The sequence below is a fragment of the Limibacter armeniacum genome, assembly GCF_036880985.1.
GTDB lineage: Bacteria > Bacteroidota > Bacteroidia > Cytophagales > Flammeovirgaceae > Limibacter > Limibacter armeniacum.
In genome coordinates this window covers 1,382,884-1,409,391 of record NZ_JBAJNO010000008.1, presented here as the reverse complement: position 1 = coordinate 1,409,391, position 26,508 = coordinate 1,382,884, and the positions used below count along the sequence as shown (strand labels likewise).

The following is a 26,508-nucleotide window of genomic DNA, read 5'->3' as shown; positions in this document are numbered from 1 at the left end:
CCAAACACACCTGTCCAATGGCAACCATCAATGAAAATACCGTATGCATCTACTGTTTTGTAGATGATTACCTGAAAGCAACTAAGCTCAAAGAGCCTAGACAGCGTCGGATGTCCGACAGCCAGATCATTACCTCGGCCCTGCTGGCATGTGCCCATTTCGGTGGCAACATGGTACAATCTCTGGAGTACCTGAAAGCGCATCATGGCTTTAAGCCCATTGATAAGTCCGGGTTCAATCGCAGGCTTCACGGTTTGTTTGAGACGATCTTATTTATCTTCTCGGCATTGGGCAAAACCCTGATGGAGCTCAACACTAGCGGGGATTACCTCATAGACAGTTTTCCTGTAGCTGTCTGCCGGAATATCCGTATCCCCCGATGCAGAATCCTGCGAGGTGAACCCTACAGAGGCTATAATTCCTCCAAGAGGGAGTACTTCTATGGATTCAAGGTGATGTTAATTACCACATCTTCGGGCATTCCTGTCCAGTATTTTCTTATGGCGGGTTCAGTCCATGATATAACGGGGTTTCAATCCATGAACCTTGAAATTCCGGAAGGAAGTTCCCTGTATGGGGATGCCGCCTTCACCGATTACGATCTGGAAGACCTTTATGCCGAATGCGAAAACATTCGCATTTTGGCCGACCGGAAATCGAATGCAAAACGAAAGGATGAGCCTTGGCAAGCCTTTATCAAGAAGGTCTTGAGGAAGAGGGTGGAAACCACATTCAGTGGTATTACAGCCAAGTTCCCTAAGCATATTCATGCTGTCACGCCACAGGGTTTCATCATTAAAATTTTCTTATTCATTTTTGCCTATACAATCGAAAATGTCGCTTGGTAGGAAAATCAAACGCAACTTGAATTATTCTTATTCAATTGGGGCTATTACTAGCGATTATATTCTTTCCTGAGCTTGTTACATGGCTTCCTTCTCTTGGAAAATAAAGACCCTAAAAGCCCCCATACTACAAGAGCAGTATGGGGGCTTTTCAATTATAACTTATACGATACCTTATAGGTTATGAATTTTCTTCAAGACCTCATAGTTCGCTTCGATGATCTTGTCGATGTCTTCATCACTCAAAGCTGTAGACAAGAAAAGGCTTTCAAACTGAGATGGACCTAAGTAGATACCTTTCTCCAACATTCCGTGGAAGTACTTACCGAACAAGGCTGTATCAGATTTCTTTGCATCCTCAAAGTTGTTCACTTCGCTATCTGTAAAGAACAAAGTAATCATTGACCCTACACTGTTGATCGTGTAATTCAAGCCTAGTTTTTCTAGTCCCTCTTCAAACCCTTTTCTAATACGCTTACCTGTTTCTTCCAGTTTTTGGTAAACTTCAGGTTGCGTATTCAGGATATTCAACATTGTAAGTCCTGCTGCCATCGAAATTGGATTTCCAGACAATGTACCTGCTTGGTAAACTGGTCCTTCAGGAGACACATACTCCATAATTTCCTTCTTACCGCCATAAGCACCTACTGGCATACCACCACCGATAATTTTACCTAAAGTGGACATATCAGGAGTTACGCCAAAATACTCTTGTGCTCCACCTTTTGACAGACGGAACCCTGTCATCACCTCATCAAATATCAGGACAACACCATGTTTGTCACATAGGTCACGCAACCCTTGCAGATAGCCTTCTTTAGGCAATACACAGCCCATATTACCTGCTACAGGTTCAACTATAATCGCTGCAACTTCATTAGGGTTCGCATCAAGTAACTTTTCAATGGCTTCCAGATCATTATAAGGAGCCAACAATGTATCCTGAGCGGTACCTGGTGTTACACCTGGGCTATCAGGAGCACCCATTGTAACTGCTCCACTACCTGCTGCAATCAGGAAAGAATCTCCATGACCATGATAACAACCTTCAATCTTGATAAATTTATTGCGACCTGTATAGCCTCTTGCTACACGGATAGCTGACATAGTAGCCTCTGTTCCCGAGTTCACCATTCTGACCTTTTCAATGGAAGGAACCATTGAAACAATCAGTTCAGCAATTTCAATCTCACGGGAAGTTGGAGCACCAAACGACAAAGAGTTCCCAATAGCATCTCTAACAGCTGCCTCGATTTCTGGATGGGCATGTCCCAAAATCATTGGGCCCCATGAGTTAATCAGTTCAACATAACTGTTTCCATCCTCATCGTATACATATGCACCTTTTGCTTTTTTGATAAAAAGCGGTGTACCTCCTACTGACTTGAAAGCTCTTACTGGAGAGTTCACACCACCCGGAATAGAATGCTGAGCTCTCTCGAAAAGTGATTTGCTGTTATCTGTATTCAAAGTATTGATCATTTATGGTTACACAAGTATGGCAGGAATAGGATTTTACCTAAGTGCAGGACCCTATTCAGACAAGTCTACCTCCTGTATGGAATAAGGCAAAAATACAAAAAGTTATAGGCAAATATATAATTGAGAATAAAAGTATGGGAAACATTAAGTTTTGTTACACGTAGCACTTATTGGGCTTCATGTGCTAAGTGAGTTTAAGCAGGCAAAAAATCATTGTCAGTAAAAAGTGAAAGCATTCTGTTTTCTTAAGAAAAATGACAAAACAAAAACGCTAAACTGTAATTGATAAGTAAGAGATTAATTAAAAACAGAAAGGTCTCATATCTTGTTCTTCATACGTTGCCGAGAAGTAAAAAATACATACTAATATTTTAATAAAATATAGAACTATTTCGTAACAATGCGTATAAAAAGCATAATAGCGTATAAATAAAAAAAGAAACCTCTGAATTTCAGAGGTCCCTTTCCACTTTAATAAACTAAACTAACAAACAAACTTCATACTGAAGATAACATAAAAATTTAAAAGAAGTTCTGTTTTCATGGAAAAATCTGAAAAAACTGAAAAAAAAATCGAGAAGGCATATATGCGATATGTCCTGACCCATAACCACCCTCCTGCATCTGTCTTTTTGTTTATGGATGATATGCAGGAAGAGGAAGTTACATTCTATCAGCACTACGCTTCTTTCAGAGCTATTGAGCAGGAAATATGGGGCAGAATCATCGAAGACACCTTGGAAAAGGTCAAAAACGAGGAAATCTATGAGCAATATTCAACTCGTGAAAAGTTATTGTCATTCTACTTTACACTGATCGAAGAACTGAAGAAACAACGAAGCTTTGTGGTGTACTCTCTTAAGAAAGGAGCAGACAGGTCTTTCAGAACTCCGGAGACATTAAAGGTGTTTAAAGAAAAGTTCATGTCTTTTGCTAATGAACTATCAGGACTGGGCATTACGTCCGGCGAATTGGTAGACAGGCCTTTTATTGGAGACCGCTACCCTGAAGCCATGTGGGTACAATTACTCTTTGTCCTGAAATTTTGGATTGAAGATGATTCCAAAGAATTTGAACAGACTGATACTGCTATCGAAAAGGCTGTTCACTTATCTTTTGACCTTATCAGCAACAATGTCTTTGATTCAGCAGTTGACTTTGTCAAATTCCTTATACAGAAAAAATAATCGGTTGTAAGTTCATTACAACCTTACCCATACCACTATGAGCGAAAAGAATAAAGCCCAAAATAGCATTCCCGCATCCAAGGTTCAGCGAGCTTCACGGTTTATGCAAACTGGTGTAAAGGTGGGGGCCAATTATGTAAAACATTACGCCAAGAAGCTAGTCGACCCCAATACGGATCGTGAAGAGTTGCATCAGGATAATGCCCGAGACATCTATGATGCACTCAGTGAACTGAAAGGCAGTGCTCTCAAGGTAGCACAAATGATGAGTATGGATAAAAACATGCTTCCTACTGCTTACTCTGATAAGTTTAGGATGGCACAATACTCCGCACCACCGCTTTCTTATCCTCTTGTGGTTAAGACTTTCCGGAAGCACTTTGACAAGTCCCCTACTGATATCTTTGATTCTTTCACTACGGAGGCGGTCAACGCAGCATCTATCGGGCAAGTACATAAGGCTGAAAAAGACGGGAAAACATTGGCTGTAAAAGTACAGTATCCTGGCGTAGCTGAAAGTGTCAGTGCAGACCTTAAGATGGTCAAGCCATTTGCTGTAAAAATCGCTGGACTTAATGAGAAAGAGGTAGACCTGTATATGGAAGAGGTTGAAAGCATGCTTTTGGATGAAACACGTTATGATTTAGAGCTGAAACGCTCCATCAGCCTAACACAAGCATGTGCCCACATTCCTAATATTAGGTTTCCGAAATATTATCCTGAATACTCCTCTACAAAGATTCTTACCATGGATTGGTTAGAGGGCACACACCTTGATAAGTTCCTTCAGACCAATCCTTCACAGGAAATCAGAAACAAGGTAGGTCAAGCTTTGTGGGACTTCTATGACTTCCAGATCCATGAACTGAGGGAAGTACATGCAGATCCTCATCCAGGCAACTTTATCATGGGAGCTGATGGTGTATTGGGAATCATTGATTTTGGCTGTGTCAAAGTTCTTCCCGAAGACTTTTATCAGCAATACTTTGTATTGATGGACCCAACCCTTCGAGAGGACAGACAGAAAATGCTGGAGACTTTCTACACTCTGCGATTCATTCATCCTGATGACTCTGATGAAGACAAGCAACTATTGGAAGATACTTTCAAGCAGATGATCCAATTGCTGGGTAGACCTTTTCATAAGGACTCGTTTGATTTTGGTCAGGATGAATATTTTGAAGAGATATTTGCTTTTGGTGAAAAGTCATCCCGCATCAAACCATTGAAGGAAGCCAAAAAACCAAGAGGTGTCAAACATGGTCTTTACCTGAACAGAACCTATTTTGGTTTGTATTCAATCCTCAATCAGTTGAAAGCGAATATTTGCACCAAATCTGCATACTTCAGCGAAAAAGCCTGATAAACAAAAAAGGCTTCTGTAATACTGTTACAGAAGCCTTTCTTTTTACTTCATCTTCCCTCTCTTTATCAAATATGGCAAGAGAATCTGATCTATATTCTTTCTGCAGTCAGCCTCAATAAAGTCAATCTTGAACTGCCCACACTTTACTTTGATATCATAGAACTTCTCCTGAATAATGTTTTGGTAATACTCCCGAACCTGTGCAGGTTGTGCCTTCTCTTCCTGACCCGTTTCAACATCTACAAAAATGGTTGGTCGCTCAGGAAAGTCAAAATCCAATTCTGTCTCGCTATCCATCACATGAAATAGCAGCACTTCATGGTTATTATGCTTCAAGTGCTGTAATGCGGCAAACATCTCATCATGGTTATCATTATTCTCCATCATGTCACTGAAAATAATCACCAACGAACGTTTATGAATCTGATCTGCCACCTGATGAATTACTTCTGCCACATGTGATTTTTTCTGTTTCTTAGGCTGAGATTCCAATAGCTGGTTCAGTGTCAGGTACAGGTTATGCAAATGCTTTGGCGTAGACCTTACCTGAGTTAACATTTCGATCTCATCAGAAAATGTACAAAGCCCAACTGCATCTCTTTGCTTCTGCAACATATAAGCCATTGCCGCTGCCGCTACTGCACTGAAGTTAATCTTACCGTAGTCTTCCATCGGATAATACATCGAAGATGATGTATCCAACAAAATCATGGCACGGAGATTTGTCTCTTCCTCATACTTCTTAGTATACAGCCTATCGGTACGTGCATAAACCTTCCAATCAATATGTTTGGTACTTTCCCCCAAGTTATACAAGCTGTGCTCTGCAAACTCTACAGAAAAGCCATGATAAGGAGACTTATGCAATCCTGTAATAAAACCTTCCACCATCTGTCGAGCAAGCAGTTCAAGGTTTCCGTATTCTTTTATCTTATTAAAGTCCATGTATGATTGGTTATAAGGGTTATTCAGCCGATTTGAAAAACAGTTTACCAGTCAATGTTTACAGCTATCGCGTTCACCATTTCCTTCAATTCAGAAATTATAAATGTTTTTTCAAAAAAGCGCCTTTATATCCTTTCTTTTTCACTGTGCGGATTTCCTTTCGTGCTTGACTTTTAGAAAAAGCCCCGTACAATACACGATAGCACTTCTTCCCATTCAACCAGCCTGATTGGATATAAATATCATCCAGCCCTAACTTAATAGCTCTCTTACCTTCCTTGGCCGCACTTTCAGAGTTGGTGTAAGATGCGATCTGTACACCATAATCTGCCACTACCTTTTTGGAAGTTCCCCAAACACTATAGGTGCCAACACTTCTGATTGGAGATTTCTTATCATTTTCAGCTACTACAGTAGTTTCAGTACCTGTAGTACCTCCACTTCCTTTCATACTGATTATTTCAATTTTGACATTTCCGATTCCTGCTTTAATCATGTCAATTTTAGCAGCAGCCCCTTTTGACAGGTCCAGAATCCTATTGCTCTTGAAAGGCCCCCTATCGTTTACTTTCACTGTAATCCACTTACCATTACCCAAATTGGTCACTTTCAATATAGTCCCGAAAGGAAGTTTTCGGTGTGCACAAGTATTGGCATACATATTATATTTTTCTCCACTTGCCGTTAGTCTGCCATGAAACTTCTCCGCATAATATGAAGCCTTCCCCTTTTCAGTGTACCCCACCTTATATTTCTGTCCTACTGCCCAATTGGTCACCAGCAGCATCCCCAATATCAATACTTTTGTAAAGCCAAACACTCTACAAACAGCTCTCAGTTTCATAAGCTTGTTAATTTAGTTATTATATAAGCAGCCTTTCCAAACACCATACCGCCTATTATTAAAAAGTGAACAAACAGTGAATCAATCACTTAAAAAAATATAAAGATTCTAAACACTACTGATAATGTCGCTTTACAAAAGCGCCAATTTCGTTGCAATTTAAAAACTCCTTAAGGTTTATAGCTTGGTCTGTATTTTCAAAAGCACCCAAAAGCACCCTGTAAACCTTTTGACCATTAGCCCAACCTGTTTGAATAAAAATATCTCTAAAGAGCATCTCATTGAATTTACTTGCGGTGTTAAGCGCACAGCTTATATCAGTACAGGCGTCGATTTGCAAACCATATCCCTTTGCAATAACCTTATCTCCTTTTAGATTATAGGTTCCAACTTCTACAAACCTCATCGTATAAGCTTCATCAAATACAATGGCATGATCACTATCCGGCAAGTCAACATCAGAGGCCACTTCCGTACTTTGGTTTTCTGAAGGGGTTAGAGATACAATTTCAATCGCTACATTGGCTGTTCCAGTCCCTAGTATCTCAAGCTTTTCGGCAGCCTTGTAAGTCAGGTCGATAATTCGGGAGTCCGTATACGCACGATCGTTAACCCTTACCAAAATTTCTCTCCCATTATCAATATTTCTCACTTTCACCATACAATTGAAAGCTATATACTTATGAGCAGCTGTCATAGCATACATATCGTATGGTTCGCCACTTGCTGTAATGGCTCCATTTCTGTCTCCCGGATAAAAAGATGCTTTACCTGTCTCTTTGTATCCCACCTTTCTGATTACTTGTGCACTCAGCAACTGAATGCTTAGCATACAGCAAAGCACAAGCATCCCCCGAATCGTGTACATAAATCTATGGTTCATCTCTAGCTAATTCTTATTCTCCTAAAAAAACTCGCTCACTCCTCAAGTGACAATTTGGCTAATTGGTCTACTAAGCCTGCTTAAACACGGTCAAAAACAATGTCCAAAAAAATAAATTTTACATTTTCCAAAAATGCTTCTTAAATCTGTTATAGAAGCCATTTTCGCACACTTAAAAGTTGGTCAGAGCTACCTCAAAACTAATAAATTTTGCGATTATCAATATAATTATTAATCTTTCGGTATCGTTAGGCGGTTATGTACGCTGTTAAAAACCAATTTTCGATTTTTTTTTAAAGTGTTTTTTTATATTCTTAATTGTTATATTTTTATCCCTGTTGAATTAACCATTAAGGACTGTGGAAGAGAATAAAGGAAGAGAAGAGATCTACTCAAAAAGAGTACGCGCTGGTAAAAGAACGTACTTTTTTGATGTGAAAGCAACGCGCTCAAATGACTATTATCTCACGATTACTGAGAGTAAAAAGCGCTACAAAGACGAAGGCCATTATTATGAGAAACACAAGATTTTCCTTTACAAGGAAGACTTCAACAAGTTTGTGGAAGCACTAAACGAGTGTGTGGATCATGTTAAAGAAGAGCTTATGCCTGACTATGACTACGCCCGCATTGAGGACAATGACCTTGATGATGAATTAAGCTGGGAGTAGTATTACTCGCAAGAAATTATTCAAATAACCCTTGCCTTTGATAGGTGAGGGTTTTTGTCTTTGGAATAGATGCTACCCAAAACAGCCCCTAATTCCAATAAAGTAAACAGACTTCACCATAGATAACTATTGAGGCATTCCTCTTTTTCACTAAATTGAAAAGAGGAAATCGTGTTTTCAACTTGGTCAAAGAATTGCACACTTAAATCTCCACTTGGCTTACAGTGCAATTTACCATTGAGAACCAACACCCTTAAACCGACCCTACTAAAATTTTTCAACTGTGAACGAAAGAAAGTTCTTTTTCGACCGAAGAGTACTCAACTTTACGCTATGGAGTATCGGATTGATTGTCGTTGGATGGTATTTAAGAGATATTCTTGCCTACCTTCTGATCGCACTTGTACTTTCTGCCATACTGCGAACGCCAACCAACTATTTTGCTAATATTCAGTTTTTTGGATTGCGCATGCCCAGAGGGCTTTCCATTCTGATATCATTCCTACTGCTTTTTGGCATGATTGCACTGTTTGTGTACCTGTTTGCACCACTGGTATCAGAGCAGATTAAAGTGATCTCAAATATAGATTTCACAAACCTTCTCAGAAGTATTGAAGTCCCTCTTGCCTCATTTGAAAGGTTTATGATAGACAATCAACTTACGGTACAATCAGAGGGCTTCCTGAAAGACAGTATCTTCTCTAAAATCAGTGAATTACCTGAACGCATTCCAACTTTTATCAATAGTTTACTTCAGTTTACAGGTAATATTTTTGTGGGCTTAATTGCCGTGATGTTCATTACTTTCTTCTTCCTGTATGAACCTGGCAATTTCAAAAAATACTTTATTTCCCTCATCCCTAACAAGTATTTTGAGGTATCGATTTCAGCTGTCAGTAAAACTGAAAACCTGTTATCCAATTACCTTCTTGGCCTTTTTGTTCAAATGGTCAGTATTTTCTCCATTGCCTCACTAGGATTGTTAATTGCAGGTGTAGAGTATGCAGTCACGATCGCTGTATTTGCTGCCATAGCCAACCTTATTCCTTTTCTAGGTCCTCTTTTGGGAGGTGTATTTGGACTTTTTGTAGGACTTTCGACCAATGCGGGTCTATTAAATCCCGAAGACTACCTGATCCTGACGATCAAGATTGTATCTGTTTTTGCTGTAGTACAGCTAACGGATAACCTCTTCTTACAACCTATGATTTTCTCCAAAAGTGTGAAAACCCACCCACTTGTCATCTTCCTAGCTGTTTTTGTAGGGGCTGCTATTGCCAATATTCTTGGTATGATTCTCGCAATTCCAACTTTTACAATTATCCGTGTTATACTAGGAGAATTTTACAAAGGGTATAAACAATATCAGATCTTTAGGGATTAGCTTATTGCCCTAACCTAATGTTACATGATGTTTATGGTGAAAATACACCTTCTCAACAATGTTAGAGAAGGGTTTTCACATGTAATCCTATTGCTTTTATGGAAGCTTTTGCCTAGATTTTTGTTAGCAAACATTTACATATTTATCAACCTATAGCTTTTTCCAATTATCGTAATACAAATAAATATGTCTTAGCCATTTACTGTGTTTATAGACAAAATAATAAATGACAACACAACCTAAACCATTAAAACCTATGAATATTAACACTCTCTACCCAGTGATTTCCCCGTAAGTCCTTTTAACTGAAGTTTACATCGCAAGCTTCTCCACAAAGCCAACCCAACCACCTTTTTACTTAATTCTATGAATCTTTTGTACTGACTAATTTATTACTATGAAAAAAATACTTGTTATTGAAGATGAAAAAGGACTTCGTGACAGTATAGCTGAAATGCTTGAAATCACTGGCTATGACGTTGAAACTGCTGTGGATGGTGCTGATGGCATCACCAGAGCGACCACTCAAGTACCTGACTTAATCCTATGCGATGTCATGATGCCCAATGTAGATGGATATGATGTACTCAAATTCATCCGAAGTGACAAAACCCTACAAGCAACTCCATTTATTTTTCTGACAGCCAAGGTTGAAAGACAAGATATAAGAATCGGGATGAACCTCAGTGCAGATGACTATATCACAAAGCCTTTTGATTATGATGAGCTGATAGAAGCAATAGAGGTAAGACTTGAAAGAGTAAGCCACATCAGACAAGATTTAACCGAAATCATTGAAGAGGTCCATACTAATATGGAAAACCACAAAGGCATTATGGATCCTCAAACTTATGAAGAGATTAACAATTTGAGACAGATCCTTTCTACCAAGAATGAAGCACTGGACAAATACTGTTACATGAACTCACATAAACTGAGAGCGCCTCTATGCAGAATACTTGGATTGGTAGACTTGATTGAACGAAGTGGGGATAATAATAGGGAGTTACTCGATAAGCTCAAAGAGTCAGCTGATGATCTGGATGGAGTAACCAAAGAAATCAACCTAGTCTTATCAAATGCCATGTCTGAAAATGTCTGATAAAAAAATAAGCGCCATGCAATCACTGCATGGCGCTTTGTTTTTGGGTTACTATAGTTTTCTTTCTGTCTTAAAAGGACTTGGATGTAATCTCTTCTATCAAATCCTCTACCTCAATATCCGACATTTCTAGCTTAACACCAAGTACAAGTTTAAGTACTTCAACATTTTCATTACCTGCTACCAAATCTTCCTCTGATAGCTCTGGGAATCTGCATTTAAGCTCCCGCATGATTAGGGGCCATTTTCCTCTCAGAATTTTTGTCATGACCATTAAAGTGTTTATCGGTTAAGGTTAAAGAGCAAGTGTGTGTCTTGGTTCTTTATTTGTGTATTTTGGTTCTACTAATAACCGAATCTATTAATCACATGCTATATCTCAAAAACGCTAATTTTCACATGCTTTTACTATTTCAAAAACAATCAGCATAAAAAAATACCTCTAGTATTTATTTTAACTAGAGGTATTGTGTACACGACTTTTCACAGATGCATACTCTATAAAAAAACTAATTATTATGCTCATATCAGGATATATTTCACACCTGACCAGTTTACTACTATTTTATGTTTTTTTAACATTTAATTTCTAGATAACACCTTTTTCTGGATGTCTACCTCGCAATGGCCTGAAAAAAGACTTCAAAACTTCCATATCACGATCCATTTTGCCCGTTGTATATAGAGGCTTACCTATAAAAACCGTTTTTCGGCTAAAGTCCATTCCTAGTGGTACAATAGGTATATTGGCTTTAGTCGCTATATAATAAAAGCCTGTCTTCCACTTTGGGTTATAGTCACGGGTACCTTCAGGAGTAACAGCAATTGCAAACTCTTCATGCTGATTATACATATCTACTACCTGATCAACTAAACCGCCCTTTTGGACTCGATCTACAGGATGACCTCCCAAACTTTTCAATACCGAACCCACTGGCCAGTAAAACATTTCTTTCTTTACTAAAAAGTGCACTCTAAAACCTGCGATAATTCTGGTTGGGATTCCTACAAAAAAATCCAACATACTTGTGTGGGGTGCAACAACAATCAAGTACTTTTTTTCTTTCTTAGGCAAGTTCCCCTCTACTTTCCAACCTGCTTTCTTAAAAAGATAGACAAATAGTTTGTTCATAAGTTTATAGTTTGTCAAAAAACAGCCTTTACAATATCGATAACGCTGTTTTTAATTTAGTTAGGGACATATCAGGGACATGTCGTTTAATAGGTTACTTCTACTTGTGTTTTCAGTGTTGTAGAAATGAGCCTACCAAAAAAGGGATTTTGATGAGAAAAATCAACACTCTGCAACAATGATCTATCAATGAAACAAAAAAACCTCCCGATTATGGGAGGCTTTCTTGTCTTATATAGCGACCAGTGTCGTTCCACTTACATTCTTGACAGTAAAGGTACCGCCACTGTTTTTGATTACGGTAAAGTCATCGGCAACAACATCGCTGGTATCTGCTACCGTTATTTCCAAATCCCCTTCCGTAATGATATAGTTTGCATTGGAGTTCCCATCATCGTTATAGCGGGACACCCACTGACAACCTGACCAATCCAAGACACCACTCATGCCATTTCCCCTGTAGTTGAGTCTTCTCAGCTCTCCATTCACATTAAGCATGTTCCTTATTTTACCCTCTATATTGAAAAAGAAATTGTAACTCCTGAAGCCGAACTCGACATTGGCAAAATCATAATCAAAGTTATCAGGCATGGAGTCCATATTCCTGAACAGGATCTGAGACCTTACTGAGTAACTACCTGCCTTGAATGGTGTTACGCCAGTCACCAATGGCAACTCAAAAAGATAGAGGTACCCATTGCCAAACTCGTTATGTATCCTGACGTTTGACAGGTCCAGTACCCCTGTAAGGTTAGGCAAATAAGAAATCACAAAGTCACCTTTACCCAAGTTGGTAGTGTTAGAGAATAGCAAAGTATCACAAGCCATTTGCGAAAGGCTAAACTGAGGGTATCCAGTATCTGAAGGATCACTGATATCCACATCAAAATCAAGCCCACTAAAGTCAGCCGTACCAACTGTATTACCAATGGTTGCCAGTAATGGATTGTTGGATACAATACATACACCATTGTTGTTTTGGTACCCACCTGCATAGGTAGTTTGTATTGATTTCACCTTCTCCAGTAATGGGTGGTTGTTGATTCTCAGCTCTATAGTACGATCATCTGTGTAATTGATAGGCATATCAATCTCCTGCAATACATCATTGTCCCTTGCATAGAACCTTACCAGTGCTGTATCTGCAAATGAGATCCTTTCCAGTTTAGGATTGTACCATAACCTGAAATAGGCATTGCCCTGAAGTACAGATAACTTTGAGTCACTACCGTCTATCAGGCGTAAATTCGCATTATTGTTGGCTATAAACTGTCTTCCGCCATTTACCTCATCTCCAATAATTGACTCCTTGAAGATGATTTCCTCCAGATTTGTTTGATCATTGATAGTGAAAAAGTCTCCAAACCTTGCATACAATGCTTTAAATGTCCCCTTGATGGCATCATTGCCAAATTCTGAGTTGTTGATGCTTATATCCTGATAGTTATTAGGATCATCATTTACACTGGCTACCGCCAATACCATCATATCACCATCATCATTAATAGCATATCGGGTAATACTGCTTGATGCCCCTTGGTCGCTTTGATATCCAGCATCCTTTTCAAAAAAGACATTGGCACATTGCAGCCTTTCCCGTAGTGGGTTTTTCAGTACCTGCTCGATATAGTTGTCATCCCCAAAGAAGCTCAGGTAAAACCAGTGGCTCCATAGCTTGATGGTCATCTGACTGCCAGCTTCCTGCAACAGCTCATTGAACACGTCAAGATAGACTGCCGCTATTCGGTTAAGTGAAAGGTCATAAGTGGCTGTAGAAGTATTTGCCGCATCAGTAAACGCTACATTATAGATACTCAGTCTTGACATGTCCAACGCCACCAGACTCTCAGGATCCGTATGGTAAAACTCCACAATCGACCCTTCCAGCCCATAATATGACTCCATATTGGTGGCATTGATAAATACATTGTTGTATGGTCCCCGGACAATGATCAGCCCTTCCCCTGCATTCTGAGAGAAACGGTTCCGTAGATCAAAATACCCTTCTTTCATCTTCACTTTCACAAGACCAAAAGTGGTGGTGGTAATGGTCCAGCCTTCCCCGTTTCCGTCATAGTTCTCTCCGCCTAGCTTTTCCATCAGGTCAATGCAGGATTGATCAGGCTCCTCCAGGAATAAGCGGAAAGCCTTGCGCTGAAGACTCAAACCCAAAATCACTCACCAATACCCCAATCTTAAAGGTACGCCCCGTAAAAGTGAGGTCACTGCCAATGGTATTGAGCTGCTGCAATACCGAAAGCAGCTTGTCCTTTTGCAGGATGGCATTGGTCATGTCAAGGGTAAAACCTGCTTTCCGGATAAAGCTACCCAATGTCAGGTTCAGGTCGTTTCCGTTCTTCAGCTCCACTGCCTGAAGGCCTGTCCAGCTGTCGTCCAGCAGCACATCCCCTTCCACCAAAGCCTCATTGAAACGCAAGGCCGTAACCGTATTTTTGCCATCCATGGCATAGATATAGGTCAGTTCCCCTTTCTGCACCAAAAGGTTGTTACCTCCCTCCATCACAAGGTTTTCCGGGTACTGTGCCTTGACAATCAGGTCAGGTGTGGTGACATTGAAGCTTGCCAGTTTCACCCCTTTCTGGATGGAGCAGGAAAAGGCATTGCAGGTGATCGTTCCCTGTATTTCCCCCAGTTCCGCATTGCCCCTTGGAATGGCTTTCCTGAGCTTGAAGTTCATGGGCTGGTAGGCAGTGTCCTCCCCAAAGAAGTAGGCGGTCTTGTCCTGCGTGACAAATACGGCACTGAACTGCTCACGGGTATAGTTCAGGTAGTTGATCAGGTTGGTGTAGTCCGCCTCCAGGTTGAGCGAGAACTCACAGACAAACTCTCCGTAGGCAATTTTTTTCCCGATCTCAAAGGGGTTGCTGGTCAGCTCTCCCGCCACCTCCATGATCTCCAGCACATCGGTGGATTCCCGGTCGAGGTACATGTTTTCCGGCTCGATCGGATCCCGCAGGACTGCATCGGGACTGACAATGGCAATATGGGTAATCTTGGCCCTGAGCGCTTCACACTTTCCGTCATGCTGGGCACTCTGCGGTTTTCCTTGTATAATCTTAGGCATGGTATCGTCTTATTTTGGCAAAGAAAAAAAGCCGCCTGCCAGGAGGCGAGACGGCTTACAGGCTACATCATAGCTGGTTAGGCAGTGGTCAATACCTGAATGATTTTCGAATTGGCAGAAGTGCCTGCCCCGTTGACAGCCCTCACCCTCACAAAGTAGCTGGTGGAAGCGGCAAGGCCATCCACCGTGGTGGTTTCGGTTACGCCTCCCGAAGAAGTGATGACCTTGTCATCAAAACCAACCACCTTGCTGGTGAATGCCAAGTCAGTGGCCACATCCAGACGGTACTGGGTTGCTCCAGCCACGGCATCAAAGGTCACATCAAAACTGTCTGCATCCTCATTGGCGGATACCAGACCTGAAGGAGCCGTTGGGCTCAGGAATACCTCTGAAGGTACCTTGGTGTAGAACTCCTTGTGCAGGGCTGTCCAGTTCACGGTGCCTGATGCCTCCCTTGTCGAGGTTTCGGAACCTTCCGACTGGCCGTTGAAATCGTAGCGCACCGGCAGGAAGTTCTGGTCATCGGTGTTGTCCAGGATCACGGCAGCGGTATAGTCCTTGAATACCAGTATGGCCCCATAATTGGCGCATGGCTGGCAGATCTGGTTCAGGATCCCCATAGCGTTCTCATAGTTGTCAATGATGACCGGATGGGAGAAAGCCGTTCCCGTGTTCTGGTCAGACCTTGTGCCTGATGCCTGCTTGGTGGAGGTGGAACCTGCCGCCAAGTTGCCACGGCACTTGAAGATGGTCTTGATCGTGCCATCCTCCATCTTGGTCTTCCACAGTGCGGCATCCGCCATGTCCCACGCTTTGGCATCCCCTTGCACGACCACCAGGAATGCAATCTTTCCGTGGGACAGACCGCATGCCTGATTGGCTCCCACAAAGCCGGAAGAGGAGGTGTATTTTGTGATAATTGCCATTTAATTAAAAGGTTTATGGTTAATACTTTATTTCCAGGTAACTGTCTGCCACCCTGAGCTCGACCTCAGCGGTGAACAGCGAATAGTTGTCATCCTCATGCTTGCGGCTGTAGCTGCCTTGCCTGACATACTGCACCCCGTCAATCACAAAGACATTGTGCATCATGGCTATCTGCAGCTTGTCGTGCATCCATGCCGGCATGGGTCTTGTCTGCAGGGTAAGCTGGTTCCATGTGCCGGTTTTCACGTTCAGCAGGTTGCCCTTGCTGTCGGTGTAGCTTTCCGTTTCCTCTCCCATATCCGCATTGACAAGCCTTGCGGGAATGTAAACCCTGCTCTGGAACTGGTTGGCAGAATTGTCAAAGTAGTATGGCATCACGCTGTAGGGATTCGATGGAATCGGGTCATTGTAATAGGTCACCTCCAGCAGGTCGGGCTCCGAGAAGGTGATGGGTTCGCTTTCCGCCACCCAGTTCACTGCAGTTGCTCCAATCCCGTAACTGTCCTTGGTGATCACCACCGTTCCTTCCTCGTTGATGGTGAGGTAATCCCCCTTGGTGAAAAGGCTGTAGTCCACCCCGGCAGCCAAGGCCTTACCCTCCAGTACCGTATAGTCACTGTCCACCAGATAGGCATAGAAGTTTTCCGTCTCGGATTCAGGGAAAAAGCCCGCTGCGATAAACACATCCTTTCCCTGCATCCAAGGCTGTTCGTACCAGGCATGCAGCACGTCATACTGCGCCTCTTCCACATACAGCTTCTCACCGCTGTCCCGTGTCCTGAACCTCAATGCATTTCCCTTGAATATTTTCATAGACCAATCAGTTGTAGGGTGGCCATTCCTTTTCCTGCATCAAACTTCACCTTCTCGATAAAGCCCTCCTTGTGATCCTGGTTGCTTTCAGAAAACCTGACCACCCCGTACTTGCCTGCCACCACCTGTGAAAGCTGGCTTCGGTTCATCGGGCTTTCCACCGTATAGCGTACCGGCTGGAAGATTGCATTATACGGGAACATCGGCTGGTCGGTCTTGGTCTTGACCAGCAGGTCTTCCCGCATCTCGATATTGCCCTCATGGGAAATCAGCCTGATGTTCTTGCTTCGGTTCAGGTATGCCGACTTGATAAAGTCCAGCCACCTTCTCAGGTTTTCCCATGGGATAATGCTGAAGTTGTAGAGCGTTTCAGGTGAAAGCACCTTGTCCACCAGCCTTCCATCCGGATGGCCTGCCACAGAATAGAACTTGCCGTCACCACCCTGGTAATAATGGACAATAAAGGTCTCCTTGTCGTGCTTGCTTGAGCTGGTGGTGGTGTCAGCGTATGGTTTCCTGCGGGTCACTTCCAGCATGTACTGGTCAGCTACAAACTTGCTCCTGAGTTCCAGCTCATTTTCTATGGCCAGCAGCTGGGTGGTATACTCCAGCTCCCCACAGATCGGGTTGTTGGCATTGGCAATGTCTTCCTCATAATATTTCTGGTAACCAACCTTGACATTGCTCCAGTACCTTTCTGCAATCACTTCCTCTTTCACGCTGACATAGTCCAGTGTCAGGGCGGTGGTGTACTTGTCATAGAAGTGGCGCATCTTTTCCACCACCACCTTGTCCCCATCCAGCCCCAATCCAAGGCAGAATACAGCGGCAGCTCCCTCATAAAGGTCCTTGAGCGAGGTCTGGAAAGGCTTGTCCGCAAGCGGGAAATTCCTGACCATAAAACCTGAAAGCAGGCCATACCCCTCATAGCTCCCAGCAGTCCCCAATGCAGTAGAGGTAAACTTGCCCACCTGTTCGAATATCTGGTCACATACGCCCTCCATTGCATCGTGAATCGAAATCACCTTTCCTATTGATGGTGATTCGGTAGTATTTGACTGCTGAACTGTCAGCTCAAATTCACTCCAGTTTGTTACTTCAGTGACTGATATCAAAACATACTTGGAGTATTCCATTGTCAATGACACATCCTGCTTAAACTCAGAGATAGTTTGGTTTGAAATGTCTTCGAAAACAGGAAAAGTATCTGTTGGAGAAGCACCATCTCCGTAATACAGAATACTCATTCTGGCACTGTTTCTACATACCATATCAGTGATCCGAAACTTGAATATCCATTCTCCTTCATCTGCCTCATCCATGCAGAAGATAAATGTTGGTGCTAGGTCTTCCTGTTGTGTTTCAAACTCTCTGGATACAATACTCAATTTGGCAAAGCCATAAAGTGGGCTGACATTATTTACATCAAGTTCACTACAGTTAAATTGAGTTGTCAGCATAATTTCCCTTGAGTGCAACTCAATATCCTTAGCATAACTTTCTGGAATTTGGACTTTATCCTTGAACCTTGCTTTCAGCATCTGCCTGACCCCGGACTCTTCCACGCTCACTTCCAGAAAAGTTCCATCATCGTTGTAATCAGAAAAGTCCACCAGTCCGTCATAGAGTATGGAGCCATCTTCTTTGATCTCCAGCATCACCTGAGCATCGATTCCTTCCGAGTTGAGGGCATTGCGCAAAAACTTCCTGCCCTGACCGATAAAGCCCAGTTCCGTTTCCAGAAAGGAGTAGAAAACGCCATGGGTGCTCTTGTCCCTTTCAAGGGAGATCACCAGCTCATCCCAGCCACGAGGGTCTTCCACGGTTTGGGTTACCCCATCATATGTCAGTGTAAAATCCATCATGTCAACCTGTGTTTGGCGTTCATCTTTACCTGCTTGCTGTTCTTGTAGGAAAGTGCTGTCCACATCCTGTCCCTGTCCGGCAGTACCAGCATGGAAGGAAGACTTTGGAATCCTTTCTCTATTGCCTTGGCGGTGTCCCTGTTGTCAATCGTGACATTGGTGTTGCCGCTGCTGACGGCTACCATATATTCCTGTTGCCTGTTCCGGGCAGCTTCCTCTCCTGTTACCAGTGACATTACTGCCTCATCGCTGACCTTTCCGGTATGGATGGCCTCAAAGGCAGGCAACAGCTTGCGGGTCTTTTCAGAGGTGAACACAAACTCATCCTTGTGAACCGTGCCTACCACATCGTGACCATTGCTATCCCTGAAGAGTGTATCAGAACCTGTGAATCCACCATCATTGAACCCTCTTAAGGATGCCACAGATGCCAAGGCTGAAAATACCGCTCCCACTGTGGCTGCAATCGCTACCAAATTGTATGGGAATTTTAATTTTGCCTGTTCTGCCACTGCTTCTCCTGTCTTAGCTGTTGTCGCAGCACCAGCAGCAGCTGCCTCTTTCTTTTTCTGGACAGCCTTCAACTGTGAGAGAATGATTTCCCTTTGGTCAAAGGCTTCCTTGATCTGGGCATATGCCTGATATGCCTGTGAAAATGCACCTATAGCGTTTGCTGCATCTTCCCCATTGGTTACAATCTCTGCCAGTGCCTCTGCTGAATTCAGGAACCCTTCAGTTGTTGCCTCATTGATTTCATTCAATTCCTCCTGCAACTCCTTTTTCTGCTCCAATAGCTTTTGCTTACGTTCTGCCCGTTCCTCATCAACTTCCATTTGCGCTTCAGTCAATTCCAATTCCGCCTCCATTACCTCAAGCTTTTCACTTCCATCCGCCTGTCCGTATTCCTCTGCGATCTCTGCCAGCTTTTCAGCTCTGGAAAGCCTAATGCCGGCAATGATTTCATTTTGGAGTTCTTCCAGTTCAATCTCCCCATTCAGGTATGCCCGCTTGGCTTCCAGTTCCTGCTCGTAGTATTCCAGCTGCGCTTCCTGTGTCGCCTTGTTATATTCTGCTAGCCGTTTCTTTGCTTCTTCAGCTGCTTTCTTATCAGCGTCTGCTTTGGCTTTGGCGGTGTCTTCAGCGGCTTTTTTAGCTCTTTCAGCCTGTATCTTGGCTAATTCTTCCTCATACTTTTTCTTCTTGGCTGCATCATCCCTTAGTTTCCTGTCTGCTTCTGCCGCATAGTAGTCATCACTTGCTTTCTTGCGCTTCTCGATCTCGGCTGCATACTCTTCCGCTTCTTTCCGGAACCGTTCCTCCATTTTCCTGTCTCCACGCTTATACTGGATATCCGCTTTTTGGTCAGAAAGCATCTTCTGCTGCTGCAATTCCAGATAGGTCAGCTTCTCCAGTTGCTCCTTCCGGTCCTGCAACTCCATTTGCTTGAGCCTTTCCTTGTCTTCAGCATCGCCAAAAGTGACCAGTCTCCAACGTTTTGCCTGTTTGATCAGCTCCGTGAATGCCTCCACTCCCCATGTCTTGAAATTTGTCCACATGGTTTCTGTGGCTTTGGCCCAGTCATCCAAAAAGCCCAGTTCCTTGGCAAGCTCAGCAGTGGCAGTTTCCAAGTCGATGGTAGCATCTGTCAAGTCTTTTGTCTCGTCAGTGGTGTAACCCATCTGTTCATTGGCATTCTTGCTGGACTGTTCCACCAGATCCAGTACCCGAACCAGTCCGCCAATGTCCTCAGTCGCACCTTTGCCAATATCAGCCGTCAGGGTCTGCAACTGGTCTACTGACAGGTTGGTGTCCTTGATTTGCTTGTTAAGCAAACTCATGGCTTCCTTCACGGAGATGGTACCCGATCGAAGTCCTGCAAAAAGCCTGTCTGTGAAGTCCTGACCCAATGGGGCCAGTGCCTTTTGCTGCACATCGGTAAGCTCCAAAAGAGAGAGCTGAATCTCTTTCACAGAATCCAGCAGCTTATCATCCCAAACCCCTTCCTGTGCCTCGGTTTGGGCAATGCTGATCAGGTCATTGAGCGCAAACCCTGCATTGGCAAACTGCGGGGCATACTCCTCAATCCGCTTCAGGTATTCATCCGTCACATCCGCCCCGTTTTCAAAACCACGCCTGACTGTGACAAAAGCTTCCTCAAAGGATATTTTGAAGTTTTTAGCCTGTGCATTGATGGAGCGCAGCGTTTCCTTGAAGTCCTTGCCGTAGGTGTCAGACAATGCCTTTACCTGTGCCGTTTGCTTGATCAGCTCACTGCCCTGTGCACCAGTGAAGAACTGTACATCCTTGCCAAGTGCCCTGTACTGGCTTGCCAGCTGCTGGAGTTCACGGCCAAGCAATACAGCTCCAGTCACGGCAGCGGCAAACATGTTCACTTTCCCAAACTGCAGGGCAGCGCCTTTCAGGTCAAGCATCTTGCCACCCACCTGACCGAGGTTGCCCAGCAGCTCATCACCGGAACCCTTGATTCCTGAAAAGCTGTTCTTGGCTTCCTGCCCGGATTGCTTGGCGTTCTGCTTGACCTGATCGAGGTCTTTCTGTACCACTCCCAGTTCCTGACTGACATCCTCAAGGACTTTCAGGAACTGCTTGTACTCCGCAAATTCGAGATTGAATGTTTCCTTTACTGCCACCTAACTATCGTTTCTTTTCTTCCTGTGCGTCCCTTGTCAGCTGCATGTAGTGCCAGTACCTTTCGGCACTCATCAGCTTGATTTCCCTGATTCTGGTGTGGTCCCCTCCGGTCATCCGGAAGAGTTTTTCCTCATGGCGGTACCAGGTTCCCGCCCACCTGTCAGACGGAGGTACAACTCCCTGTAGGCCATCGCCTTCGCCTCCGACACTTTCAAAGAACGCTGGATAACTTCCAGCGATGAACTCTGATACATGTCCAAGTGCTTTAAGAGGTGTGGCAAAAAAAAATCGGATGCCGGCACCTGCTTGAATGCCTTGATCTTCTCTTCGGCAATGGTGAAGTCGTAATCCGAGATATCCTCCTCCAATGTGAAATAGAACAGCGATGCCATCCGGTAGAGGCTGTCCGTGCTCCGGCAGTTCAGGGAGATGTCCTTGACCATCTGGGAGAGCTGCACCACCTTGCCAAAGTCATGCACACTTGCCGCCTGCACAATGGCATCCATGTAATTGGCTAGCTCCTCTGGGTTCAGCCCGTTTTGCATGTCACGGTAGAAGTCCGAAAAGAACATCCGCCTTGTCTCGGGCAGGTCTGCCGCATCGGCAAAGCGATACACTTTCTGACCTTCCACCGTGACACCCTCCACCAGCAGGACCTTTTTCCTAGTCTGTGGGTGAAGTTTCATTATTCCTCTTCCAGGCTAATGGTGATAAAGTTTCTCTTCGCCACCTGCTTGGCGTGCTCAAGGCTGGTAAACCACTCCACTTTTTTACCTTTCAGCCTAAAGTGCAGTTGGGTAATGCCTTTCTCTGCCAGCAGTTCAATCTGTTCTTTCTGGTCTTCAGTAAGTGCCTTGAAAACTGCTTCCCTTGTCTGTTCTGTTTCTTCCATTTCATCCACCTCTTCCGTTTCTTCCACTTCCTGCTCTTTTGCCTCAACCACTACTGCTTCTTTTTCAGCAACCTCTTTTGCATTAGTTGTTTTGGTTGCAGTTTTTGCCTGTGTTTTACTTGATGTAGCCATCTTACTTGTATTGATTTGGGGTGATAAATAAAAAAGCGGGGAGCTATCACCCTCCCCACTGTTTGCTTAGAAAATCCACAGATCAGGAGAAGGTGGTGTAAAGCACCGCGTCTTCACCAAATGCGTAGTTCACATCCATCTTGAAAAGCATCTTCAGGAACCACAACTCTGAGTTGTTTTGCTTTTGCATCAACTTCAGGTAGGTTTCCTCATCAATGTCATTGACACCAAGCCACAGGTTGGAACCAATGGTGTTGCCGCATGGCGTAAATAGGATGGTGTCATCAGGCAGACCATCAATCACTTCCACTGGCTTTCCACCATAGGTCATCTTGCCTGCATCGGTCACGTTGGCACCTTTGTACCCTTGTGCCTGCTGTGCATTCTCGTAGATTTCGGCAGTGTTCGGGTTGATCAGGTAACGCCCTCTCTTGTTGCTTTTCAGCGCCAATCTTCTGGCTTTCTTCACTTCGGCAAACTTGTCGAAGATATTAGCCTCAGTCAGCACTACAGGCGTAGCGATCTTGGTTACAGCCGCATCTGCCAGCATCTTGGTGAGGAACCCATCCATAAAGATCAGGTTGTTGGCTCCCGGTGCCAGACCATTGGTAATGGCATCGGTAACAGCCAAAGCATCATACTTTCCTTGCCAAACAGCAAGATCCATGTACGCACTATTCTCCTCAATCACCTTCTGGATGATGGCTGACTCCGCTGTTACAGGAAGCTCAGCATCCAAAAGCTTGGGATTCATCTGCACCGCCATCCAGTGGCTTTCAAACTTGCGAGGGTTAAACTCCAAATACCCCATAAAGTCCTTTGGGGTCAGCTTGCGGGCATCCACATCAATGGAACCTGAATGGGTTGGGGTTTCCTGATGAGCCTGGATAAATCCTTCCACTTTCAAGGTTGGAATTTCACGCTCTTTCTTGATGCCGCCCTCCACGGCCATCAGCCCTTTTTCCATCGTGGAAAAGGTCGTTGTGGCAAGCGTGAGGAAGTTCATCAACGCATCGCCAGCATAGTTGGTATTACTAATTGTAATCGGCATATCTTACTTAGTTTGAGAAATTCATAACTTTTTTTGCCAGCTTCTGCGAGAAGGTAACCGCTTCAGGTTCTCCTTCCTTTTCCTCGCCTTCTGCCTTGTTTTTGTCAGCCTGGTACTGCTGGCTTTTCTCCAGCAAGGAGGTTACCTGAGCATTGTAGCCGTTAAGCTTCTGCTCCAGTTCTGTGTTCTTGCTCTCCAATGCCTTGAAGGTTTCGATCTTTGCATTTACCTCTTCCTCAGTGGCTGTTTTCTCCAAGCCAAGTGAAACAGCAAACTCTTCAGCAGCAGAACCAGCCGCACCAACTAGCAGTGAACTGATACTTTCCTCACTGACCTGTTCAAGGCTGAACTTGGTAGCAATGGCAGACAGCGTTTCACTGCTCTTGTCTACTTTAAGTGCCTCAATTGCTTGCAAGGCGTCCGCTTCTGTGGCGTTCTCGGCAAGACCGAGTGCGATATTGAATTTTGAGATGTCCATATTGTTCTGATGGTTTATTTCTATTTCTGGAATATCCAAAGCCTCACCATCTGCTGAGAATACCCTGACCGCGCCTGCAATTGCTGGGATAGTGACAATGGATATCTCCATTAGTTCACTTTCTTTCAGCGTCTTGAGCTTTTGCCCTGGAAGGATATAAGCTGGGTTACTGGTAAAATCAATAGGATCAACACCAATAGAAGCTGCTCGCAATGCTTTGTCTTCTACCAGTTGAGCTATTTCCTTTGCCCTTTTTGTTGACGCAAAAACGGGCGTTGCAAACATTTCCCCATTCACGACTTCCAAATCCTCCCAATGCCCAATTACCTCATCGCGTTTGTGGTTCAATAGCATCACCGGATTCATCAAGAAGTTTCCAGTCCTGATACCTTCCACCATTACCCTCATTTTCTTCCGGTTCAGACCTGAGTCAGCAACCTTGAATCTTTTCTTTTCCATACAGCAGATTCTTTTGAAAACAAATCAACCGAAACTGTGAAGGGGGTGCAAACCGTGTTTTCCTAATTGATCAAATAATGAGCTATTAGTTAAATATTTGAGCGATTAGGAAAACTCACTTCGCATAGCCAATGATAAATGCTGAGTTTTGGGCTAAGACAAGAATTCAGGTTTTATCAGGTACCGAAACTATGGCTAAGAAGAAGAAGCTCTCCGACAAGCAACGCAGGTTCTGTGAGGAGTACATCATTGACTGGAACGCCACCCGTGCAGCAATCGCAGCGGGGTATAGTGAGCGCACAGCCTACAGCATGGGCAATGAGAACCTGAAAAAACCTGAAATACAGGAAGTGCTCAACGAGCTCAGGACAGACATTGCCAAACAGGCAGGACTCTCTGCATTGAAGGTGGCACTGGAGCTGAAGAAGATTGCTTTTGCTTCACCTGCCAACCTGCGGAAGGACTGGCGGGAATTGAAGGACTGGGAAGACCTCACTGAAGATGAGAAGGCTGCCATTTCTGCTATCAGGGTTAACAATAAGTTTGACAAGGATGGTCTCCACCTGATAGAGGAGGTTAATTACGAGATGTACAACAAGCTCAAGGCGCTGGAAATGCTAAACAAGCAATTGGGCTTCAATGAACCAGACAAGCAGGAGATTTCAATCAATGATGGGGAGATAACGGTAAACTATAAATGACGGTAAACTTTGACAGGCACTTATTCAATCCGCTCTACTGGCATATCGATGCAGCATTCAAGGATCCGTCCATCAGGTTTGTTTTCATCTATGGCGGTTCCTCTGCTGCCAAGACCTATAGCATAGTTCAACGTTTTGTGGTCGAGGCTCTGACTGAGGGTAACCGATCGATGGTAGTCAGGAAGTTCAGTACTGATATTGACGACTCTATTTATGCTGACTTCAAGAAGGTCATCAGTGACTGGGAGCTGGATCCGCTTTATAGGATTATCCGGAGACAGATTGAGAGCAAAAGCAATGGGCTGATTCGTTTCCGAGGCTTAGATGACTCGGAAAAGATCAAGGGGATTTCCTCCTTCAAGAGGGTGCTGCTTGAAGAGATGACCCAGTTTGATTATGAGGATTTCAAGCAGACAAGGAAACGTCTGAGGGGAATGCCCGGTCAGCAGATTGTTGGCCTATGGAACCCGATTGATGAAGGCCACTGGATCAAGAAACATGTACTGGATAACGAGCAGTGGATTGAACAACCCAAACACATAGAAGGGGTTGAGTACAGCGAACTTTCGGAGGAGAGCTTCAAGCGTATCAATGTTGATGGGGATATGCTGCTGATCAAGACCACTTACCTGGACAACTACTGGGTGGTGGGGCATCCGGATGGGGAACATGGTTTCTATGACGAGCACACGGTAAAGGACTTTGAGCGGGACAAGAAATTTGACCGCAACTACTATAATATCTATGCCTTGGGCGACTGGGGTAAGCTGGATACTGGAGCGGAATTCTACCGCCATTTCAGGACAAACCTTCACACTGGAAAGGTTGATTACAATCCAGCATTGCCACTGCACCTCTCCTTTGATGAGAACGTGAACCCACACCCTACCTGTACGGTATGGCAGGCAGAAGGTAAAAGGGCTTGGCAGATTGATGAGATATGCCCTGAGTCTCCAAATAACAGCTTTGCCCATGTGGTGATGGACATCAAGTCCAAGTACAAGAACCATCAGGCAGGCATGTTCCTTTATGGGGATTCCACCAGCCGGAAATCCGATGCCAAGCTGGAAAAGGGCTACAACCTTTACAGGGTGCTCAAGCGGGATTTGAAACAGTACAGCCCTCAGGTCAGGGTACCGAAAGCCAACCCATCAGTGGTGATGAGGGGCGAGTTTATCAACAGGATATTCTTTGAGGAATACGAAGGCATTGAGGTGGTGATTGCAGACCACTGCAAGAAATCCATAGAGGACGTGAAATACGTGAAGCAGGCACCGGATGGCAGGAAGATGAAAGAGATGGTGACAGATCCCACCACAGGAGTCAGGTATGAGAAATACGGGCACTGTACCGATGCCATGGACTATTTCCTGTGCCGCTACTTTGAGACCGAATACAACAAGTACAGAAAAGGACGATAGATGGCTACATTCTTAACAGAGAACGACTATAGGCACCTGATCAAGGGTGTCAACCTGCAGCACCTTATTGATGAGGACCCGCTGGTATTGGACATGGCAGAGACAGCTGCCATTGCCAAGGTAAAGAACTACATCCACCAGAAGTTTGATGTGGGATGCCATCTTCTCGGCAACCGGCACAGACCGTGACC

The 26,508-nt window shown here is 44.0% G+C and carries 25 protein-coding genes; 9 read left to right on the top strand and 16 right to left on the bottom strand.

Translation table 11 applies throughout. From position 1 onward, the window contains the following. The first annotated feature begins 26 nt into the window (after positions 1 to 26). Complete coding sequence (locus tag V6R21_RS11815; protein WP_456298559.1) at positions 27 to 848, top strand: IS982 family transposase; 822 nt, start codon at positions 27 to 29, stop codon at positions 846 to 848. A 171-nt stretch (positions 849 to 1,019) separates the two neighbouring features. Here V6R21_RS11815 and hemL read toward each other — a convergent pair whose 3' ends face one another. Next, entirely contained in the window at positions 1,020 to 2,327 is a 1,308-nt protein-coding gene (gene hemL / locus V6R21_RS11810; RefSeq protein ID WP_408612991.1) for a glutamate-1-semialdehyde 2,1-aminomutase, read from the bottom strand. Positions 2,328 to 2,869: 542 nt separating this feature from the next. On the opposite strand from hemL, the gene V6R21_RS11805 reads away from it, so the two are divergent. Next, positions 2,870 to 3,514 (top strand): TetR family transcriptional regulator C-terminal domain-containing protein, encoded by a 645-nt coding sequence (locus V6R21_RS11805; protein WP_334243815.1) that lies wholly within the window; start codon positions 2,870 to 2,872, stop codon positions 3,512 to 3,514. A gap of 37 nt (positions 3,515 to 3,551) precedes the next feature. Then, positions 3,552 to 4,877, top strand: a complete 1,326-nt coding sequence (locus V6R21_RS11800) for an ABC1 kinase family protein (protein WP_334243814.1) — start codon at positions 3,552 to 3,554, stop codon at positions 4,875 to 4,877. A gap of 45 nt (positions 4,878 to 4,922) precedes the next feature. On the opposite strand, the gene V6R21_RS11795 is transcribed toward V6R21_RS11800, so the two are convergent. From V6R21_RS11795 to V6R21_RS11785, 3 genes are all read right to left on the bottom strand, one after another. After that, on the bottom strand, positions 4,923 to 5,825 hold the full coding sequence (locus V6R21_RS11795; RefSeq protein WP_334243813.1) for a DUF58 domain-containing protein: 903 nt from the start codon (positions 5,823 to 5,825) through the stop codon (positions 4,923 to 4,925). A gap of 97 nt (positions 5,826 to 5,922) precedes the next feature. After that, positions 5,923 to 6,669 (bottom strand): septal ring lytic transglycosylase RlpA family protein, encoded by a 747-nt coding sequence (locus V6R21_RS11790; protein WP_334243812.1) that lies wholly within the window; start codon positions 6,667 to 6,669, stop codon positions 5,923 to 5,925. A gap of 115 nt (positions 6,670 to 6,784) precedes the next feature. Continuing rightward, on the bottom strand, positions 6,785 to 7,552 hold the full coding sequence (locus V6R21_RS11785) for a septal ring lytic transglycosylase RlpA family protein (RefSeq protein WP_334243811.1): 768 nt from the start codon (positions 7,550 to 7,552) through the stop codon (positions 6,785 to 6,787). Between the two features lie 359 nt (positions 7,553 to 7,911). On the opposite strand from V6R21_RS11785, the gene V6R21_RS11780 reads away from it, so the two are divergent. From V6R21_RS11780 to V6R21_RS11770, 3 genes are all read left to right on the top strand, one after another. Next, positions 7,912 to 8,223: a DUF3276 family protein gene (locus V6R21_RS11780; RefSeq protein WP_334243810.1), complete on the top strand. Its 312-nt coding sequence runs from the start codon at positions 7,912 to 7,914 to the stop codon at positions 8,221 to 8,223. A gap of 283 nt (positions 8,224 to 8,506) precedes the next feature. Next, positions 8,507 to 9,607, top strand: a complete 1,101-nt coding sequence (locus V6R21_RS11775) for an AI-2E family transporter (protein WP_334243809.1) — start codon at positions 8,507 to 8,509, stop codon at positions 9,605 to 9,607. Between the two features lie 397 nt (positions 9,608 to 10,004). Beyond that, positions 10,005 to 10,709: an ATP-binding response regulator gene (locus tag V6R21_RS11770; RefSeq protein WP_334243808.1), complete on the top strand. Its 705-nt coding sequence runs from the start codon at positions 10,005 to 10,007 to the stop codon at positions 10,707 to 10,709. 70 nt (positions 10,710 to 10,779) lie between these two features. On the opposite strand, the gene V6R21_RS11765 is transcribed toward V6R21_RS11770, so the two are convergent. The 12 genes from V6R21_RS11765 to V6R21_RS11710 all read right to left on the bottom strand — a co-directional run bounded on the left by V6R21_RS11765 (position 10,780) and on the right by V6R21_RS11710 (position 24,195). After that, on the bottom strand, positions 10,780 to 10,977 hold the full coding sequence (locus V6R21_RS11765; protein ID WP_334243807.1) for a hypothetical protein: 198 nt from the start codon (positions 10,975 to 10,977) through the stop codon (positions 10,780 to 10,782). Positions 10,978 to 11,298: 321 nt separating this feature from the next. Further along, a complete protein-coding gene (locus tag V6R21_RS11760; RefSeq protein ID WP_334243806.1) occupies positions 11,299 to 11,841 on the bottom strand; it encodes a 1-acyl-sn-glycerol-3-phosphate acyltransferase in 543 nt (180 codons plus the stop codon). A 231-nt stretch (positions 11,842 to 12,072) separates the two neighbouring features. After that, positions 12,073 to 13,941, bottom strand: a complete 1,869-nt coding sequence (locus tag V6R21_RS11755) for a hypothetical protein (RefSeq protein WP_334243805.1) — start codon at positions 13,939 to 13,941, stop codon at positions 12,073 to 12,075. A 19-nt stretch (positions 13,942 to 13,960) separates the two neighbouring features. Beyond that, a complete protein-coding gene (locus V6R21_RS11750; RefSeq protein WP_334243804.1) occupies positions 13,961 to 14,926 on the bottom strand; it encodes a hypothetical protein in 966 nt (321 codons plus the stop codon). Between the two features lie 77 nt (positions 14,927 to 15,003). After that, positions 15,004 to 15,852: a fibronectin type III domain-containing protein gene (locus V6R21_RS11745; RefSeq protein WP_334243803.1), complete on the bottom strand. Its 849-nt coding sequence runs from the start codon at positions 15,850 to 15,852 to the stop codon at positions 15,004 to 15,006. A 19-nt stretch (positions 15,853 to 15,871) separates the two neighbouring features. Next, positions 15,872 to 16,666 carry a hypothetical protein gene (locus tag V6R21_RS11740; RefSeq protein WP_334243802.1) on the bottom strand — a complete coding sequence of 265 codons (795 nt, stop codon included), beginning with the start codon at positions 16,664 to 16,666 and terminating at the stop codon, positions 15,872 to 15,874. Further along, on the bottom strand, positions 16,663 to 18,531 hold the full coding sequence (locus V6R21_RS11735) for a hypothetical protein (protein ID WP_334243801.1): 1,869 nt from the start codon (positions 18,529 to 18,531) through the stop codon (positions 16,663 to 16,665). Before V6R21_RS11735 ends, V6R21_RS11740 begins: the two co-directional genes overlap by 4 nt. Then, complete coding sequence (locus V6R21_RS11730; protein ID WP_334243800.1) at positions 18,528 to 21,182, bottom strand: phage tail tape measure protein; 2,655 nt, start codon at positions 21,180 to 21,182, stop codon at positions 18,528 to 18,530. The genes V6R21_RS11735 and V6R21_RS11730 overlap by 4 nt, the downstream gene beginning before the upstream one ends. Positions 21,183 to 21,293: 111 nt before the next feature. Further along, on the bottom strand, positions 21,294 to 21,869 hold the full coding sequence (locus V6R21_RS11725; protein WP_334243799.1) for a hypothetical protein: 576 nt from the start codon (positions 21,867 to 21,869) through the stop codon (positions 21,294 to 21,296). Then, positions 21,869 to 22,207 carry a hypothetical protein gene (locus tag V6R21_RS11720; RefSeq protein WP_334243798.1) on the bottom strand — a complete coding sequence of 113 codons (339 nt, stop codon included), beginning with the start codon at positions 22,205 to 22,207 and terminating at the stop codon, positions 21,869 to 21,871. The genes V6R21_RS11725 and V6R21_RS11720 overlap by 1 nt, the downstream gene beginning before the upstream one ends. A gap of 82 nt (positions 22,208 to 22,289) precedes the next feature. Beyond that, positions 22,290 to 23,258: a hypothetical protein gene (locus tag V6R21_RS11715; protein ID WP_334243797.1), complete on the bottom strand. Its 969-nt coding sequence runs from the start codon at positions 23,256 to 23,258 to the stop codon at positions 22,290 to 22,292. Positions 23,259 to 23,265: 7 nt separating this feature from the next. Beyond that, complete coding sequence (locus V6R21_RS11710) at positions 23,266 to 24,195, bottom strand: HK97 family phage prohead protease (RefSeq protein WP_334243796.1); 930 nt, start codon at positions 24,193 to 24,195, stop codon at positions 23,266 to 23,268. A 191-nt stretch (positions 24,196 to 24,386) separates the two neighbouring features. Between V6R21_RS11710 and V6R21_RS11705 the strand changes: the two genes are divergently transcribed. Genes V6R21_RS11705 through V6R21_RS11695 form a run of 3 tightly spaced genes read left to right on the top strand, consistent with a single transcriptional unit; the run spans position 24,387 to position 26,506 of the window. Then, on the top strand, positions 24,387 to 24,896 hold the full coding sequence (locus V6R21_RS11705) for a terminase small subunit (RefSeq protein WP_334243795.1): 510 nt from the start codon (positions 24,387 to 24,389) through the stop codon (positions 24,894 to 24,896). Next, complete coding sequence (locus tag V6R21_RS11700) at positions 24,893 to 26,317, top strand: PBSX family phage terminase large subunit (protein ID WP_334243794.1); 1,425 nt, start codon at positions 24,893 to 24,895, stop codon at positions 26,315 to 26,317. The genes V6R21_RS11705 and V6R21_RS11700 overlap by 4 nt, the downstream gene beginning before the upstream one ends. Then, the gene (locus tag V6R21_RS11695; protein ID WP_334243793.1) at positions 26,318 to 26,506 is read left to right on the top strand and encodes a hypothetical protein; all 189 of its coding nucleotides are present in this window, start codon (positions 26,318 to 26,320) and stop codon (positions 26,504 to 26,506) included. It begins immediately after the preceding gene. Positions 26,507 to 26,508 lie beyond the last annotated feature (2 nt).